Below are 14,351 nucleotides of genomic sequence, written 5' to 3' on the forward strand. Positions count from 1 at the left end.
CCTCGCTGGCGTACCCTCCGTGCTGCAGCGGGCTGCATGGCCCACTGCAGCGGGCCAACAACGGCGGGACCGGGCGAGGGCTACAAGCCCGCTGTCCTGGCTTCCCACTCCATGGCGTCGGCCGGTTGCAGGGCCATGGGCAGCCAGCGGCCGATGCGCTCAAACGCTTCCCGGCGGATGGGTTCCGGGGAGAGGAAGATGTCGTGGAAGGCGTTCGGCAGCCGGCTCACTGTGACTGTGTCCGCCAGGGAAAGGGCACGGTGGGCCACGGCGTCTACGTTCAGTGCCACGTCCGCAGTGAGCGCATCGGCGGACCACTTCGGTTGCAGGTAGCTCTTGTCGGAGAGCAACACGAGCACGGGTGTGTCGATGCCCAGACCTGCGGCGACTGTTGCCTGGCCGCGGAACACAGCGTCCAGGAATGCCGGCGTGATGGGGAATCCCCGGTCGGGGCGCCAGTCGAGGTTGTAGTCCCATTCGCCGTCGAGGGCTGCTGAGACTGCACGGGTGTAAATTCCCGGATCCACGGGCGGCAGCGGCGCCAGCGGGTGGAGCCGGGCATGCAGACCCACAAGCGGCGCAATCGCGCGGCGGCCAAGTTCGGTGGCCTGGAACTCCAGCCACGGGCTGTTGAGGACCAGTGCCGAGGCCATACCGGGATGGCGGTGCGCCCAGAGGCTTAGTGTCAGCCCGCCGGTGGAGTGTCCCAGCAGGATGAGTGGACGGTCTTCACCCGGCGCACCTGAACGCCCCATGGCGTCCAAGGCGGCCGCGATGTCGGCGTCGTAATCCGTGAGGTTGGTGACGAACCCCGGTACCAGTCCAGGCCGCAGGCTGCGGCCGTAGTTATGCAGGTCCAGGGCGTAGAAGCGCGCCCCGGCCCGGTGCCAGAATTCGGCGAGGTGGCGTTGGAAGAAGTAATCGGACCAGCCATGAACGTAGAGGACGTCTGCGTCGAGGCCAACGCCCTCCGGAGCATCGAGCCATTGCGGACCGGAACCGACGTAACGCACCAAGGTGGCGACAGCGTCGCCGTCGAGCTTCAGCGTTTGCTGTTCAAAGCCTTCGCCAAGAATGTCCTGTCCCCACGGCTGCGTCATGCATCCGATCGTAGCGGCTCGGTGGCGTCCGGGCTTTTTTCCTTCTGCCACGGCCAGCGGCCGGTTATTTCCAGCTCGAGCGAAAAGCTGAGGAAGGTTCGGATGAGCACGATGATCGCCAGGACGCCGACACTCTCGAAAGTTGGCGTCACCGCGACGGTACGGATGATGTCCGCCGCCACCAGGAGCTCAAGGCCCAACAGGATGGAGCGGCCCAGCAACTGCCGGTAGGCCCGGTATGGGGTGAATGGCGCCAAGCCCCTGGCCCGTTCCGGCTGGTAGCCGCGCAGGGCCATGGGGATGGAAACCAAAGCTCCAACCACCATGACGGCCACCCCTGCAGCATCCATGTACCTGCCAACGGCCTCGATGATGTGCTGGAAATCCATGGCCCTCCCTGCGTTGGTGGAAACGTGCCGCTACTGCGCGGGTGCGGGGACCGGGAAGAACACCCGGGGATCCTGCAACAGCGCCGGGTAGTCGAAGTCGGAGCGTTTGATCACGTTGGTGACCTCGAAGTTGCGTGCGAAGCGGCCGTTCACGGTGATGGGGCGCCCATGGATAAGGCCGACGGCGAAGGTCTGGCCGCCGTCGAACGGGACGGCCAGTTCGGTCTTGCCGGGCAGGGTGTTGAACGCCTGCTCCTGGGCCTGGCGCTTGCGCGTGGGCTTCTTCTCAAGCTGCTTCACCGGGCGCTTCTTGGGGCCCTTCACCTGCCGCCGCGACTTTTCCTCGGCGTAGACGAACTGGTACTCGTCGGGGTCTGCCGGCGCCGTGGAACGGGCCTTGCCATGCGGAGGCATGCTGACGGTGGTGAGCTCTTCGGGACGAAGGTCCTCAACGTTGGAGCGCAGGATCCACAGGCTGTCCTCTTCGGGATCTTCCGGGTGGAACTCATGCTTGGGCTCCGGCCACACGTATTCCAGCTTTTCCTCGGTACCCGGGAAGATCTGTGTGTAGTGCTTGGGGTCCTTGCTGATCAGTTTTGAACGGTGGCTGAGGTGCAGGTCCTCGTGTCCCAGCCACGGCGGCATGATGATCCTGGACGCGTAGTCCGGGTGGGCGGCCTGCGGTGCGAACTCCGCGATGTTGGTGCGGGTGTTGTCCGGGTGACCGCGTTCCATCCATTCGTCGGCCATGGCCAGGCCGTACATGGTGAGCGCCGGGACGTGGCCCATCCACATGCGGACCGCCGGGTGGGACTGCCAACCGTACTCCGGGATCACCAACGCGCGGAGGACCTGGAGTGCTTCGACGCGCTGTTTGCCGAGCCTTGACGTGTCGAGTGCCGCAGCGCTCTGACGGAAATCGGCGAAAGGGAGGAAAGTCTGCATCCTTTCAGTTTGAGGGTGCCGGGCGTGAGAACCAAGTTGAGTGCTCCGGGACACGTGCCCGTGTTCGGGCCTAGAGTTGCAGGGTGGAAACTATTGGCGAGAAAACAACCACCCCGGCACCTCCGGTTGCCGAACTGCACCTGCACATCGAAGGGACCCTCCAGCCAGAGCTGATCTTTGCCCTGGCCGAACGCAATGGCATTGAACTGCCCTATGAAGACATCGAAGAACTCCGCGGGAAGTATGAATTCTCCGACCTGCAGTCCTTCCTGGACCTCTATTACGCCAACATGGCCGTCCTGCAGACCGAACAGGATTTCACGGACATGACCCGCGCCTACCTGGAGCGCGCCGCCGCCGGAGGAGTACGGCACGCGGAAATCATGATGGACCCCCAGGCCCACATCTCACGCGGTGTGGCCTTGGAGACCTGCGTCAACGGCGTGGCCAAGGCCCTGGCAACATCGGAAGAGGACTTTGGTGTCTCCACCCTCCTCATTGCCGCCTTCCTGCGGGATATGTCAGAGGAATCCGCGCTGGAAGTGCTCGACCAGCTCCTTGCCATGCATGCTCCCGTTGCTGGCATCGGCCTGGACTCGGCCGAGGTGGGCAATCCGCCGTCGAAGTTTGAGCGCCTGTACCAGCGCGCAGGCGAGGCCGGGCTGCGAAGGATCGCCCACGCCGGCGAGGAAGGCCCCGCCTCCTACATCACGGAGGCGCTGGACGTGTTGCAGGTTGAGCGGATCGATCACGGCATCCGGTGCATGGAAGACACCGATGTGGTGCAGCGGCTGGTGGCCGAGCAGGTGCCACTGACGGTCTGCCCCCTGTCCAATGTCCGGCTTCGCGCCGTGGACAAGCTGGAGGACCACCCGCTTCCAGAAATGCTGGCGATCGGCCTGAACGTCTGCGTCAACTCGGACGACCCCGCCTACTTTGGCGGGTACGTGGACGATAACTTCGGGAAGCTGGTTGAGGTCCTGAAGTTCTCGGTGCCCGAGCAGGCTACCTTGGCTGCCAATTCGATCCGGTCATCCTTCGCCAGCGAGGCGCGCAAGACAGAGCTCCTGGACGAGGTCACAGAGTGGGTCAAATCATCGGTGACGCGGGCCTGAACCGCTCCAGCCGAGACCCGTAGATCACTTGCGGCGATTGTGATGTCACACTCAGTCACGACACACGGTGTTTACCAACTGCAGTCGCGGGAATTAACAATTCATTGGCAAACTGCAAGGGAATAACCACCGTAGAAGGAGAAGCATGGGCGCGAACACCGCCGAGAACACCAACCTTCGTCTGAAGGCCGTTCTGGACATCCTCGCAGAGGGCGTATGGTCCGGGGCAACGCTGAACGCCGGCGAAGTGCTGGCCGAAGCGACTGCGCGCGTTCCTTTCAACGACCACGAGGCCGAACTGCTCAGTGGCGGAATTCCGCGCGGCCACAAGACGCTCACCTCCGCCTCGGCCAAGTTGGTCAAGGCCGGCTGGCTGGTCAAGGGACGTTCGGGCTGGACCATTCCCGAGGACGGCTTGCGTGCGACGGTCGCGTTCGGCGACGTTGCAGCTTTTGCAGCAGCGCTCGACGCCGGAACGCCGGTACCAGCCGACGTCCCGGTTCCCACCGCGCCGCCGGTGAAGCCCCAGGCGAAGAAGGCAGCGGCGACCAAACGTGCTGCTGCGAAGAAAGTGACCGCACCCAAGGAAGCGGCCACCGACGTGGCCGAGCCGAAGGTTGCCGCCGCCAGGGTGTCGGCCCCGAAGGCCACTGCCACCAAGGCTGCCGCGGCGAAAGCCGCACCTGCGGCAAAGAAGGCCACCACGCGCAAGGCGTCGGGCAAGGGCAAGGCGGCCACCGCCGTCGAGACGTTGCCGCAGCCGGACGCCGTCGCGATTGCCGGGGACTTCAACAAGATCCTTGGTGCCCCCGAGGATTGGGCGCCGCAGTATGACGAAGCCCAGATGACGTTCAACCCGTTGGTCCAGGTATGGACGCTGACGGCTGAACTGCCCGCTGGTTTCTACACCTACAAAGTGGCCCTGAACCGCTCGTGGGACGAGAACTACGGTGCGTTCGGCGTCCGTGACGGCGCCAACCACGAGTTGAACCACGACGGCGGCACGGTCACCATCACCTACAGCCACGAAACGCGCGACATCGTGATCGGCTAGCTTGTTTGCTGCCGGATCCCGCCCTTGTCAGGCCCGCACGCCCTTATACGGTGAACGGGCCGGACAAGGGCGGATCTGGTTAAAGTGGAGCCATGACTGACGGGACCGTTCGGCTCACAGCCCGCATCACCGGCGTCGTCCAAGGGGTGGGCTTCCGCTACTGGACTGCGCGGAAGGCCGACGAACTCCTGCTGACTGGGACAGTCCGTAATGATCACGACGGTTCCGTCCGGTTGCTTGCCGAGGGTTCGGCAGCCGACGTTGACCGCCTCGCGAAGTGGCTCCAGTCCACGCAGGCGCCGGGCCGCGTTGAGAAGGTGGCTTTCGAACTCTCCGACGGTACAGGGGAGTTCGACGACTTCCGGATCGTGGGGTAGGCCTGGCTAGGTTCCGGGCGACGTGGTCGTGAGCCCGGATTCCTTCGCGGCCAAGCACAGTTCCTGGTCATAGGCCACCACGGAGTCCACTTGAAGCCTGATGGCGGTTGCCAAGTGAATGGCGTCTGCGCTCCGAAGTTGCCTGGGCAGCGCTGAGGCATACATTAGATCCGAACGGGTGACATCAACAAGGTTGAGGCCGGCAAGGACATCGTTGACTTGGTCAAAGGGAAGGCTGCGTCGGCGTGCAGCGCAGTGAAGCTCGGTGTAGAGGATCATGGAAGCCACCAAGTGACCTCCAGCTAACCGGACTCCCTGGAGATGCGCGGCCAGAGCTTCAGATTCCTGCTCATCCACAACAAGCTTAAGAATCGCGGAGGTGTCCGCGTAAACGATCACCGGTCCCCGCGGAGGTCAGCCAGGATGTCGGCCGTGGTCAGATCGCTGCTGACACGCGCCACAAGGCGGAAGTCCACGGGTGACTCGATCGCAGGCCGGATGCTTCCTGCTTGGAGCAATCGTTCAAAGGGCGAAGCGGATGGCGGAATGAGGGTGGCCGCGACCTGGCCGTTATTGGTGACGTCGATGACTTCGCCATTCTTGACGCGTTCCAGAATCTTGCTGCTCTGGTTGCGCAGTTCCCGGTGGGGAATAGTTGTCATGATGATCCTCCGTAGCAATCGTAGCAACTGTAGTATCTAACCCGACTGTTTGTGGAAATAATATATAGACTGGTCTATTATCTAAATATGTCTTCTTCATACCCCAAGGGACTCGCAACCCGGCAGCGTTTGGTCGAGTCCATGCTTGATCTGGTCCAACTTCACGGCTATCACGGAACCGGACTCAACACTGTCCTGGCCCGGTCCGGTGCTCCCAAAGGCTCGCTCTATTTCCATTTCCCCGAAGGAAAGACGGGGCTCGGTGTTGCCGCCGTGGCGCTGGCCGGCGATCACTTCGGAGAACTGATTGGCAAGGCCACGACGACGGCCACCTCACCTGCGGCGGTAGTGGACGCACTCATTGCCGAACTCAAAAACATCCTGGAAACCAGCGATTATCAGGCAGGTTGTCCCGTTTCCTCCGTCGCCTTGGACGCGGCATCGGAGAATGAGCCGCTGAGGGAGGCGTGCAGCCGCGTCTACGACGGATGGATCCAGGCCGTATCCGGCTACTTGTCCACGTTCGGGGTGGAAGAGGGAAACGCCCATAGCCTGGCGACATCGATCATTTGCCTGGTGGAGGGCTCGCTCATCCTGTCCCGCGCCCACAAGTCCACCCAGCCAATGGACGCAGCCGCCGGGGCGCTCAAGACATTGCTGGCAGCAACCCGGGTCGGATCAGGCGCATGAGCCTCCGCCATGCCCTCGTTTTCGGAGCCACGGGCCACATCGGGCAGTGGCTGGTGCGGGAACTCCTGCACCAGGGGGTGACCGTCACAGCCGCGGTGCGCAGCGAGGATTCCTTCCACCGGCTGGCGGACTGGCTCGCACGTCACGATGCCGACGGCACCGCAAAGCACGTGCTCGTGGACTTCAACGACGCCGGCTTGGGTGTTGATCCTGGGTCGGACGAATTCCGGACCGTGACTGAGGTCCACAATGTCGCCGGTGCGTTCGCGTTTGGCATGACGGCCGACGATGCCTACTCCGCGAACGTGACCAGCGCAGAACGCGTGGTTCGTTTCGCCTCGCAGCTGCCGGCCCTGACCAGGCTGGTCCATCTGTCCGGCTACCGGGTGGGCGGCCAGGACCCGAACGAGGTGCCGTGGGACGACTCGCGCCGCGCCAGGGAATACAAACACCTGGGCGCCTATGAAGGGTCCAAGGTGGAGTCCGACGCCGTCGTGCAAGCGACAGCGCGTTCCCTGGGCGTCCCTTTCACCGTGGTCAATCCGGCCTCCGTGATCGGAGATTCCGTCAACGGCGAGTCGCAGCAGGGTCTGGGCCTCGCGGCGAGCGTCATGGACCTCTCCCGTGGAAAGCTGCCCGCACTGCCCGGGAACAACCGCACGTTCGTCCCCGTGGTGACTGTGGACTACCTGGCGTCATTCATGGCGCTGGTCCCCATCACATCCGAGGCGGAAAACGCCTCGTACTGGGTTCTCGATGACGCCACGCCGCCGTTGCCGGAACTGTTGCGCATGCTCGGGAAGCACCTGAAGGTCAGGGTCCCGTGGTTGAGAATCCCCAGTGCTCTTCTGAAGAGGCTCCCGCCCAAACTCACCGGCGCGGATCCGGAGACGTTGTCGTTCCTCTCGGAAGAGCGGTATCCCACCGCGGCAGCGCTCGCCTTGGCTGAGGCACACGGATTGCATCATCCGCCTGTGGAGACTGCCCTGAAGCGGTGGGCGGATTACTTGGTGGCGGCGGAACCCGCTGCATCAGGCAGGCGCGTCGCCTCAATGTAGTGTTCCAAGGAATGCAAGCCGGGCTGGGACGAGGCATCGCGGACGGCGTCAGCGCCCACGGCGTTGGCTATGGCCAGGGCATGGCTGTGGTCCAAGCCGGATTGCAAGGCAAGGACCAGGGCTGCGCAGAAGGCGTCGCCCGCGCCGATGGTGTTGGCGATGTCCTTGACTTTTACCGCCGGAGCCTCGGCGACGCGTTCGCCGTCAACGAAGATTGCCGAGCCCTCGCCGCCGTAGGTCACCGCGACCAGCGGCGCATTCTTGAGGGCGGGGATCAGCTCGTATTCGGTTTCGTTAACGATTACCAGATCGCAGCGCTCCAGGAGTTCCGGCAGGATCGGCGCTGCCGGTGCGGCGTTGAGTGCGAAGAATCCCGGTGCGCGGCGGGCAGCTTCCAGAACCACGTCCTGGTCCACTTCGAGCTGGCACAGCAGGGCTTCTTCTTCGCCGAATGACACCCCGTCCAAGGCCACTGAGCCGTTGGCGCCGGGGCACACCACAATTTGGTTTTCGCCGTCGCTGTCCACCAGCACCAAGGCAGTTCCCGTCGCCGCTTCCACGCGGGCAACGCTGTGGATGTCGACGCCGGCACCGGCCATTGCGTCCAGAAGTGTCCGGCCGGCGTCGTCCTGGCCAACGGCCCCCACCATGCGGGAGCGGCCGGAAAGCCGGGCCGCGGCAACTGCCTGGTTGGCGCCCTTCCCACCGGGCTGCTGGCGGAGGACTGCTCCGCCGACGGTTTCACCGGGGGAGGGCAGCCGGCTGGCCGTTGCCGTGATGTCGAGGTTGATGCTGCCCACCACCGTGAGCGTGGAGCTGGAAATGGGCGCGGAAGAGTGCAGGGGAGTGCTCATGGAAGGTCCTTTTTGGAAGAAATCAGCTGAATGTCAGGAGGACTGGATGACGGAGAGGTGGCCGGCTTTCGCGGCTACGAGGCATTTTGCGAGGTAGAACGGGGAGCCGTTCCGGCGCACGTACTGGGTGAGGACCAGCACCGGATCAGAGGGGCGCAGTCCCAGCAGCTTTGCACGGCTTGGTCCGGCCGTGCTGAGGCTGATCTCGCATTCGCCGGGTCCCAGGGAAGCGCCGGGTAGTCCGCTGAGCACCTCCAGGAGTGTGGACGCGGAAAGCGTGGGCGCCTCTGCTGCCTCGGCGAGTTGGTCGGCTTCGGGAATTCCCTGTGCGACGTTTTCCTGGAGGTGGGCCACGGGCTCGCCGTTGCGGATGAGCACGCTCTCCCAGAACCAGACGTCCTCATCGGGCTCCACTCCGATACCCGGCGCAACGAACTCCGACGCCGGTTGTTTGATGGCTGCCACGCGCTTGACCTGGATGTCCTGGTCCGGCCCGCCAAGGAGTTGATCGAACGGGCGGATGTGTTCAATGCCGATCCTGGGCAGTGAATCAGCCACGAACCGTCCGACTCCACGGCGTGCCCGGGTGAGGCCGTCTTCTTCCAGCAACATCAACGCTTCCCGGATCACGGTGCGGCTGACATCCATCATGGTGCCCAGCTCGGTCTCGGTGGGGAGCAGCGAACCCGGCGGCAGGATCTTTGTCCGGATCGCCTCTGCGATGCGCGAGTACGCGGCAACACGAAGGGGCTGCCCGGGCTGGGTAGCTATGGGACGGGACAGGAACGGGACGGCTTTGTCGGTCAAGAGAGGCCTCACTTGGAATGGGTTACCGACACTGTACCGGATGAATGTGACAGGTTGCACAAGCTCGTAATACATGCTTGTATAACAACTCACATCTCGTGGCGCCGCCCCGCGCCCCTGGACAAAGGAGTTTGATGTGAACATCCCCACCGCCACAGGCCAGCAGGCTGCAGATCCGCAGGCCGTAGACCCGCAAACCCCGGCCGGCGATCTTGACGCCCGCGACGAAGGCAGGGTGCACGGCAAAGCTGCCGCACTGCTGATCACCACGCTGGTCCTGGCCGTCCTGGCGTTCCAACTCAACGCCAGCATGATCACCCCCGCACTGCCGCATATCGGCTCCTTCTTCGGCGAGACCCCGGAAGCCGTCGCACAGGTTCAATCCATGTTCTTCCTCGCCGGCGCCATCTCCGGTCCTGTGATTGGCCGGTGGAGCGACTTCATAGGCCGCCGCAACGCATTGCTGCTGGTGCTGGCCATCATGGGCGCCGGAACCGTGTTGTGCATCTTCGCCCCGACCTTGCCGCTGCTGGTGACGGGCCGCTTCATGCAGGGCGTCTCCAGCGCGATCTTCGCCCTCTCCTACATCGTCTTGAACGAGTACCTGCCCGCCCGGCTCTTCGGCACCTCCATTGGGATCATTGCCGCCATCAACGGTGGAGTTGGTGGCGTGGACGGCTACTTTGGCGGGCTCATGGCCGAGACCCTGGGCTTCCAGTCGATCTTCGTCGCCGTGCTGGTGCTGGCAGCCATCGCCGTCGTCTGTGTCATCAAGGTAGTCCCGGGCGGTAGGTCCAGCGTGGCTCCGGGCCGGATGGACTGGTGGGGAGCGGGTTCCCTGTCGGTGTTCCTGGTGTTCATCACCTACTTCGTGTCCACGGGTTCCTCTGCCGGCTGGACTTCACCGGCGGCCCTCGGACTGCTGGCCGGCAGTATTGCATCGTTCACGGCCTTCTGGCTCATCGAGAAAAAGCGCGAAACCCCGTTGGTTGCAGTCCACCACCTCCGTTCCCGCCAGGTGTGGCCTGTCATCGCCACCACCGTGCTGACACTTGCGGGCATCTTCGCCATCATCAACTTCACCGTGGTATTGCTCAGCCAGGACAAGGACAACGGCTTCGGACTGTCCGCGTCGGTGGCAGCCCTGCTGTTCCTCACCCCTGCAGCACTGATTGGCGTGTTCGCCGCTCCGCTGGCCGGCTGGATCGCCGACCGCCGCGGTTGGATCAAGACCGTCCGTGTAGGCACCGCAACCAGCCTCGCCTGCGCGATCATCGCCGCCCTGTTCGCCCACAACCAGATCGCGGTCCTCATCGCCATCGCCGCGTTGGGCATTTTCTACAACGGATTCTTCCTCACTGCCATCAACGGCCTGTCCGTCCTGCTCTCGCCCAAGGAAGCACCCGCAGCTCTGCCGGGCATCAACGGCGCCTCCTTCGGGATCGGGGCGAGCCTCGGCGTCGTGGTTGTTGCGCCGTTCGCAGGCCAAGGCACCGCCGCCGGGTACTCTGCTGCCCTCTGGATTTCGGTGTCCATCACTGCCCTGGCGTTCGTTGTCAGCCTGTTCATCGCCGCGCCGAAAGGCGAAAAGATCTAACGCGCGACGCCGGTCCGCCGGTTCCGCGCGGACACCCAGCAGAACCCCCATCACCGCTACACCTGAAACGAGAGACCTGTGAACCAGCCTGCACCCTTCTTCCTTGACTGCGATACCGGCATCGACGACGCCCTCGCCCTCGCCTACCTCCTGGCCTCAGCCAAGGCCGAGCTCGTAGGAATCGGGACCGTGAGCGGCAACGTCAGTGCGGCCGGCGGCGCCCGCAACACCCTGGACCTGCTGAATCTTGTGGGCCACCCGGACATTCCCGTGGCAGTCGGCGCGCACGATCCCCAGGTGGGCACTTTCCATGGGGGCGCCCCGCACGTCCATGGCGATAACGGCATCGGCGGAGTGGACCTGGTTCCTTCAGACCGCGAACCGGTGAAGACCACGGCTGCCGAACTGTTGGTCCAGTTGGCCCACCAGTACGCCGGGGAGCTGCGGTTGGTGGCCATCGGTCCGCTGACCAATATCGCCGAAGCGTTGCGGCTGGAACCGAAGCTGCCTGAGCTTATTGCCGAGGTGACCATCATGGGCGGCGCTGCGCTGGCACCGGGAAACATCTCTCCTGTGGCCGAAGCCAACATCGCCAACGACCCCGAGGCCGCAGCCGAGGTCCTGGCCGCGGACTGGAACGTGACGCTGGTTCCCCTGGATGTCACCATGACCAACGTCCTGGAGGAAAACCACCGCCAGGAGCTGCTGTCCACTAAACACCCGGTGTCCCAGGCCTTGGGGGAGATGCTGGGCTACTACTTCGGCTTCTATATCGACATTTTCGGACGGGCCTGCTCGGCCATGCACGATCCCCTTGCCGCCGCCATCGCCGTCAGGGGAGTAGAACCCACCCTGGCCCCGACCGTCCGGGTCCAAGTGGACACCACCGACGGCCCGGGCCGGGGCCAGACGGTCTGCGATCTCCGAGGACAGTACGCCGGGTTCCCGGAGCAGCGCGGCGCGCGATGCCGCGTCGTCCTGGAGATCGGCGAGGATTTCGCTCCCCACCTGCTGGGCACCTTGCAGACGGCTTGGCTCAGCGAAGAGCAGGTAGCACAGCCCGTCGCCTGACGGGCGGGAGACTGAGGTATCGACGACGACGGCGGCAGCGGCCCGCCGTCGTCGTCCATCTTTAAGGGCCTTATGCGTACATCAGCGAACCGGGCGTGGTGAGCTTTTCCCCGGTTTCCAGCCAGGTCTTCAGGCCGGAGAGGATCATGGGCCAGCCGCCGTAGAGCTGGTCGTTCGCCCCTTCGCGGAGTTGATCGTGCGTGACGGTGAGGTGGCAGGAATCGCCGACTGGCTCGATCTCCCACGTGATCCGCGATGTTCCCTCGGCCTTGACGTCCTCGCCCCACAGCGCCGTCATGGTCTGGACGAGCCTGCGTGGGGGATCGACCTCGATGTTCTCGCCTTCACCCAGCGGCGCGTCCGCTTTGGGGTTGCGCATCTCGAAGCGGCTGCCCGGCGTCCAGTCCGACGTCAAGGTGTTCCCGAACTGGTATTTGCTGCGGATATCGCTGTCGGTGATGGCCTCCCAAAGCTTTTCCGGCGTGGTCTTGATGTAAATCTCGAAGATCTTTTCCATGGGACTTTCCAATCTGGATTTGAGGTCGCTGAGGGCAGCGGCCCATGGTTCTGCGTATTTACTCACCCAGCGATCGTGGATGAGGCGGATGGGGACCGGATTCAGGAAGTGCAGCTTCTCGCGTCCTCGACGGCGGACAACCACCAACCCGGCATCCTCAAGCAGTTTGAGGTGCTTTGCGATGCCGAAACGGGTCATCTCGAACCGGGCTCCGAGGGTGGTGGCAGATTGGCCATCCGCGCGGAACAACTCGTCCAGAAGTTCCCTGCGGGTGGGGTCAGCCAAGGCCTTGAACACGGCGTCCATGGGATCAGGATAGGTGACCTTTTGGTCACGTGTCAACGGTTTTTCGTAGGGAGAGGCGGGCTGCAAGACCTATGCTTCGACGTTCGGAGGAGTCACCTGTTCCCGCAGGATATCCGCGTGCCCGCAGTGCTGGGCCAGTTCACGCAGCATATGCAGATACACCCAGCGCAAGGGGAGGGGTCCGCGGCGGTTACCGGGGAGAAGGTCGTCCAGCCCCAGGTCCGACGTAGCCTTCCGCGAAGCTTCGCAGGCCACCGAGTATGCCTCTTGAATGCTGGCGATGGTGTCATCTGCGCCAAGGATGAAGGACTCGTCAGGTGTGGCGGGGATGCCAATGTCGGCCCGCGACCTGCAGGTGATGGCTTCGTCGAACCACACCTTTTCCACGAAAGTCGCGTGCTTCACCAGGCCCAGAAGCGTCGTACGCGACGGGACCAGCCGCCGTCGTGCCTGTTCTTCGGTGAGACCGTCCAGACTGGCGGTGAGCGCACGGCGGTGCTCGTCCAGAAACGCCTCGAACTGCGTCCGGATGTCCTCGTTGGTGACCTCTTGCGTAGATGCGCTCATTCAAAAACCACCTTTCCGTTATTGTCGATTCGCCAGCCGGGGTTGTACGCGATCTCCCAGACGATGCCGTTGGGATCCTTGACGTGCCCGTGGAAGATGCCGCCGAAAGCGCCTGCCTGTGCGGGTTTGATCAGCGTGGCGCCCGCAGTCACAAGTGCGTCGATGGTGCGGGAGACCTCCGCTGCGCTGCCGACGTTGTGGGAGAGCGTCACTCCACTCACACCAGGGGTTTGGATGCCGCTGGCCAGGTCCTGGTCGAACTTTTCGGCGTCGAACAGGCCGAGCATCAAACCCGGGGCAACCTGGAAGAAGAGGATTTCGCCGGGCACGTCCATGAGCGGCTCCCAACCGAGCCCGTCCTTGTAAAAGGCGCGGGCCCGGTCGAGATCAGGCGTGGCGAACGTGATGAAGTGCAGTCGCTGGTCCATACGGACATGCTAGCGACAGGGTACGACGCCGGAAGCTAGCTCAGGCGCTGACGGGTGCCGTTCAGATGGGAAGCCGGGGCGTCGAAGAGCGCGGCGATGTGTTCGCCAAGTTCGTTGACATGCGTGTAGCCGGGGAACTTGCGGTGCGGCGCGGCCTCCTTCATGGCATCGTCCAAAAGGGCTTTCACAATGAAAACCACGGCGGCCGAGGTCTGTTCCTTGGGCTCAGTCTTGTGGCCGGACTGGGCTGCGTTGAAACCGTCGGCGACGCCGAGGACCCATGCTTCGGAGGCGGCCTTGATGGCCGAATAGCTGGCGCCCCCGGCGGTGGGGTTCGCTGCCGCCGTGGCGGAAACAATAGCCAAGCGACCCCGCGGTGATGCCTCCAAATCCGGGTAGAACACGCGGGAGGTGTTCCGGAGAGTGGTCATGATGCTGGTGTGCAGGACGTCCCAGTCCTCGTCCTTCTGACCCGTGATTCCGTCGCCTCCGCGCCATCCGCCGACCAGGTGGATGAGTCCGTCCACTGGGCCCAGGTCGCTTCGAACTGCGGCGGCCAGCTTCTCCACCGACTCAAGGTTCGCGAGGTTGCACGTGTAGGGGATCACGCCGTCGTGGTTCTGGGCGAGTTCCTCCAGGCGGGCGGCGTCGAGGTCGACGGCGGCAACACGGGCTCCTGCGGCGAGCAACGCGCTCACCACTGCCTGGCCTGCCGCGCTGGTGGAACCGGCCACCACAACGTTGAGGGCGGGGGTGGATGCCACGTCGTTGTGGTCATTCGTAGTAGGCAAGGTGTGTCCTTCCAAGACGTAAT

At 64.0% G+C, this 14,351-nt stretch carries 18 protein-coding genes; 7 read left to right on the forward strand and 11 right to left on the reverse strand.

Translation table 11 applies throughout. The features are described from left to right. Positions 1-80 precede the first annotated feature (80 nt). From HMI60_RS09470 to HMI60_RS09480, 3 genes are read right to left on the reverse strand one after another with little or no spacing between them, the layout of a single operon-like run. A complete protein-coding gene (locus HMI60_RS09470) occupies positions 81-1,100 on the reverse strand; it encodes an alpha/beta hydrolase (protein ID WP_193591029.1) in 1,020 nt (339 codons plus the stop codon). Then, positions 1,097-1,489 (reverse strand): DUF1622 domain-containing protein, encoded by a 393-nt coding sequence (locus HMI60_RS09475; RefSeq protein WP_018777134.1) that lies wholly within the window; start codon positions 1,487-1,489, stop codon positions 1,097-1,099. The genes HMI60_RS09470 and HMI60_RS09475 overlap by 4 nt, the downstream gene beginning before the upstream one ends. Before the next feature lie 30 nt (positions 1,490-1,519). Next, positions 1,520-2,434: an MSMEG_6728 family protein gene (locus tag HMI60_RS09480; RefSeq protein WP_193591030.1), complete on the reverse strand. Its 915-nt coding sequence runs from the start codon at positions 2,432-2,434 to the stop codon at positions 1,520-1,522. A gap of 83 nt (positions 2,435-2,517) precedes the next feature. Between HMI60_RS09480 and HMI60_RS09485 the strand changes: the two genes are divergently transcribed. The 3 genes from HMI60_RS09485 to HMI60_RS09495 all read left to right on the forward strand — a co-directional run bounded on the left by HMI60_RS09485 (position 2,518) and on the right by HMI60_RS09495 (position 4,980). Next, positions 2,518-3,549 carry an adenosine deaminase gene (locus tag HMI60_RS09485; protein ID WP_193591031.1) on the forward strand — a complete coding sequence of 344 codons (1,032 nt, stop codon included), beginning with the start codon at positions 2,518-2,520 and terminating at the stop codon, positions 3,547-3,549. A 145-nt stretch (positions 3,550-3,694) separates the two neighbouring features. Then, positions 3,695-4,603 carry a glycosidase gene (locus HMI60_RS09490; protein WP_193591032.1) on the forward strand — a complete coding sequence of 303 codons (909 nt, stop codon included), beginning with the start codon at positions 3,695-3,697 and terminating at the stop codon, positions 4,601-4,603. A 92-nt stretch (positions 4,604-4,695) separates the two neighbouring features. Further along, positions 4,696-4,980 (forward strand): acylphosphatase, encoded by a 285-nt coding sequence (locus HMI60_RS09495; protein WP_193591033.1) that lies wholly within the window; start codon positions 4,696-4,698, stop codon positions 4,978-4,980. Between the two features lie 6 nt (positions 4,981-4,986). Here the strand turns inward: HMI60_RS09495 and HMI60_RS09500 are convergent, their stop codons facing one another. Both HMI60_RS09500 and HMI60_RS09505 read right to left on the reverse strand, forming a co-directional pair. Then, positions 4,987-5,379, reverse strand: a complete 393-nt coding sequence (locus HMI60_RS09500) for a type II toxin-antitoxin system VapC family toxin (RefSeq protein WP_193591034.1) — start codon at positions 5,377-5,379, stop codon at positions 4,987-4,989. Continuing rightward, positions 5,376-5,642, reverse strand: a complete 267-nt coding sequence (locus tag HMI60_RS09505; protein ID WP_110505843.1) for a type II toxin-antitoxin system Phd/YefM family antitoxin — start codon at positions 5,640-5,642, stop codon at positions 5,376-5,378. The genes HMI60_RS09500 and HMI60_RS09505 overlap by 4 nt, the downstream gene beginning before the upstream one ends. Before the next feature lie 87 nt (positions 5,643-5,729). On the opposite strand from HMI60_RS09505, the gene HMI60_RS09510 reads away from it, so the two are divergent. Both HMI60_RS09510 and HMI60_RS09515 read left to right on the forward strand, forming a co-directional pair. Beyond that, entirely contained in the window at positions 5,730-6,332 is a 603-nt protein-coding gene (locus tag HMI60_RS09510) for a TetR/AcrR family transcriptional regulator (protein WP_193591035.1), read from the forward strand. Then, positions 6,329-7,390 (forward strand): SDR family oxidoreductase, encoded by a 1,062-nt coding sequence (locus HMI60_RS09515; RefSeq protein ID WP_193591036.1) that lies wholly within the window; start codon positions 6,329-6,331, stop codon positions 7,388-7,390. The genes HMI60_RS09510 and HMI60_RS09515 overlap by 4 nt, the downstream gene beginning before the upstream one ends. Here HMI60_RS09515 and HMI60_RS09520 read toward each other — a convergent pair. Both HMI60_RS09520 and HMI60_RS09525 read right to left on the reverse strand, forming a co-directional pair. Then, positions 7,336-8,244, reverse strand: a complete 909-nt coding sequence (locus HMI60_RS09520; protein WP_193591037.1) for a ribokinase — start codon at positions 8,242-8,244, stop codon at positions 7,336-7,338. The genes HMI60_RS09515 and HMI60_RS09520 overlap by 55 nt on opposite strands. Positions 8,245-8,277: 33 nt before the next feature. Next, entirely contained in the window at positions 8,278-9,051 is a 774-nt protein-coding gene (locus HMI60_RS09525) for a GntR family transcriptional regulator (protein WP_193591157.1), read from the reverse strand. Between the two features lie 136 nt (positions 9,052-9,187). On the opposite strand from HMI60_RS09525, the gene HMI60_RS09530 reads away from it, so the two are divergent. Both HMI60_RS09530 and HMI60_RS09535 read left to right on the forward strand, forming a co-directional pair. Next, positions 9,188-10,648, forward strand: a complete 1,461-nt coding sequence (locus HMI60_RS09530; protein WP_193591038.1) for an MFS transporter — start codon at positions 9,188-9,190, stop codon at positions 10,646-10,648. 78 nt (positions 10,649-10,726) lie between these two features. Continuing rightward, complete coding sequence (locus tag HMI60_RS09535) at positions 10,727-11,719, forward strand: nucleoside hydrolase (protein WP_193591039.1); 993 nt, start codon at positions 10,727-10,729, stop codon at positions 11,717-11,719. Between the two features lie 70 nt (positions 11,720-11,789). On the opposite strand, the gene HMI60_RS09540 is transcribed toward HMI60_RS09535, so the two are convergent. The 4 genes from HMI60_RS09540 to HMI60_RS09555 all read right to left on the reverse strand — a co-directional run bounded on the left by HMI60_RS09540 (position 11,790) and on the right by HMI60_RS09555 (position 14,328). Beyond that, positions 11,790-12,542, reverse strand: a complete 753-nt coding sequence (locus HMI60_RS09540) for a metalloregulator ArsR/SmtB family transcription factor (protein ID WP_193591158.1) — start codon at positions 12,540-12,542, stop codon at positions 11,790-11,792. Positions 12,543-12,611: 69 nt separating this feature from the next. Beyond that, entirely contained in the window at positions 12,612-13,109 is a 498-nt protein-coding gene (locus HMI60_RS09545) for a DinB family protein (protein ID WP_193591040.1), read from the reverse strand. After that, positions 13,106-13,537 (reverse strand): VOC family protein, encoded by a 432-nt coding sequence (locus tag HMI60_RS09550; protein ID WP_055974487.1) that lies wholly within the window; start codon positions 13,535-13,537, stop codon positions 13,106-13,108. Before HMI60_RS09550 ends, HMI60_RS09545 begins: the two co-directional genes overlap by 4 nt. A 35-nt stretch (positions 13,538-13,572) precedes the next feature. After that, complete coding sequence (locus HMI60_RS09555; protein WP_193591041.1) at positions 13,573-14,328, reverse strand: SDR family oxidoreductase; 756 nt, start codon at positions 14,326-14,328, stop codon at positions 13,573-13,575. Between the last annotated feature and the right edge of the window lie 23 nt (positions 14,329-14,351).

The sequence above is a fragment of the Paenarthrobacter sp. YJN-D genome (assembly GCF_015040335.1).
GTDB classification, from domain to species: Bacteria; Actinomycetota; Actinomycetes; order Actinomycetales; family Micrococcaceae; genus Arthrobacter; species Arthrobacter nicotinovorans.

Coding starts and splice junctions, on each gene's coding strand:
- HMI60_RS09475 (WP_018777134.1), bottom strand. CDS start 1,489: ATGGATTTCCAGCACATCATCGAGGCCGTTGGCAGGTACATGGATGCT.
- HMI60_RS09510 (WP_193591035.1), top strand. CDS start 5,730: ATGTCTTCTTCATACCCCAAGGGACTCGCAACCCGGCAGCGTTTGGTC.
- HMI60_RS09470 (WP_193591029.1), bottom strand. CDS start 1,100: ATGACGCAGCCGTGGGGACAGGACATTCTTGGCGAAGGCTTTGAACAG.
- HMI60_RS09520 (WP_193591037.1), bottom strand. CDS start 8,244: ATGAGCACTCCCCTGCACTCTTCCGCGCCCATTTCCAGCTCCACGCTC.
- HMI60_RS09495 (WP_193591033.1), top strand. CDS start 4,696: ATGACTGACGGGACCGTTCGGCTCACAGCCCGCATCACCGGCGTCGTC.
- HMI60_RS09490 (WP_193591032.1), top strand. CDS start 3,695: ATGGGCGCGAACACCGCCGAGAACACCAACCTTCGTCTGAAGGCCGTT.
- HMI60_RS09550 (WP_055974487.1), bottom strand. CDS start 13,537: ATGGACCAGCGACTGCACTTCATCACGTTCGCCACGCCTGATCTCGAC.
- HMI60_RS09480 (WP_193591030.1), bottom strand. CDS start 2,434: ATGCAGACTTTCCTCCCTTTCGCCGATTTCCGTCAGAGCGCTGCGGCA.
- HMI60_RS09505 (WP_110505843.1), bottom strand. CDS start 5,642: ATGACAACTATTCCCCACCGGGAACTGCGCAACCAGAGCAGCAAGATT.
- HMI60_RS09515 (WP_193591036.1), top strand. CDS start 6,329: ATGAGCCTCCGCCATGCCCTCGTTTTCGGAGCCACGGGCCACATCGGG.
- HMI60_RS09540 (WP_193591158.1), bottom strand. CDS start 12,542: ATGGACGCCGTGTTCAAGGCCTTGGCTGACCCCACCCGCAGGGAACTT.
- HMI60_RS09545 (WP_193591040.1), bottom strand. CDS start 13,109: ATGAGCGCATCTACGCAAGAGGTCACCAACGAGGACATCCGGACGCAG.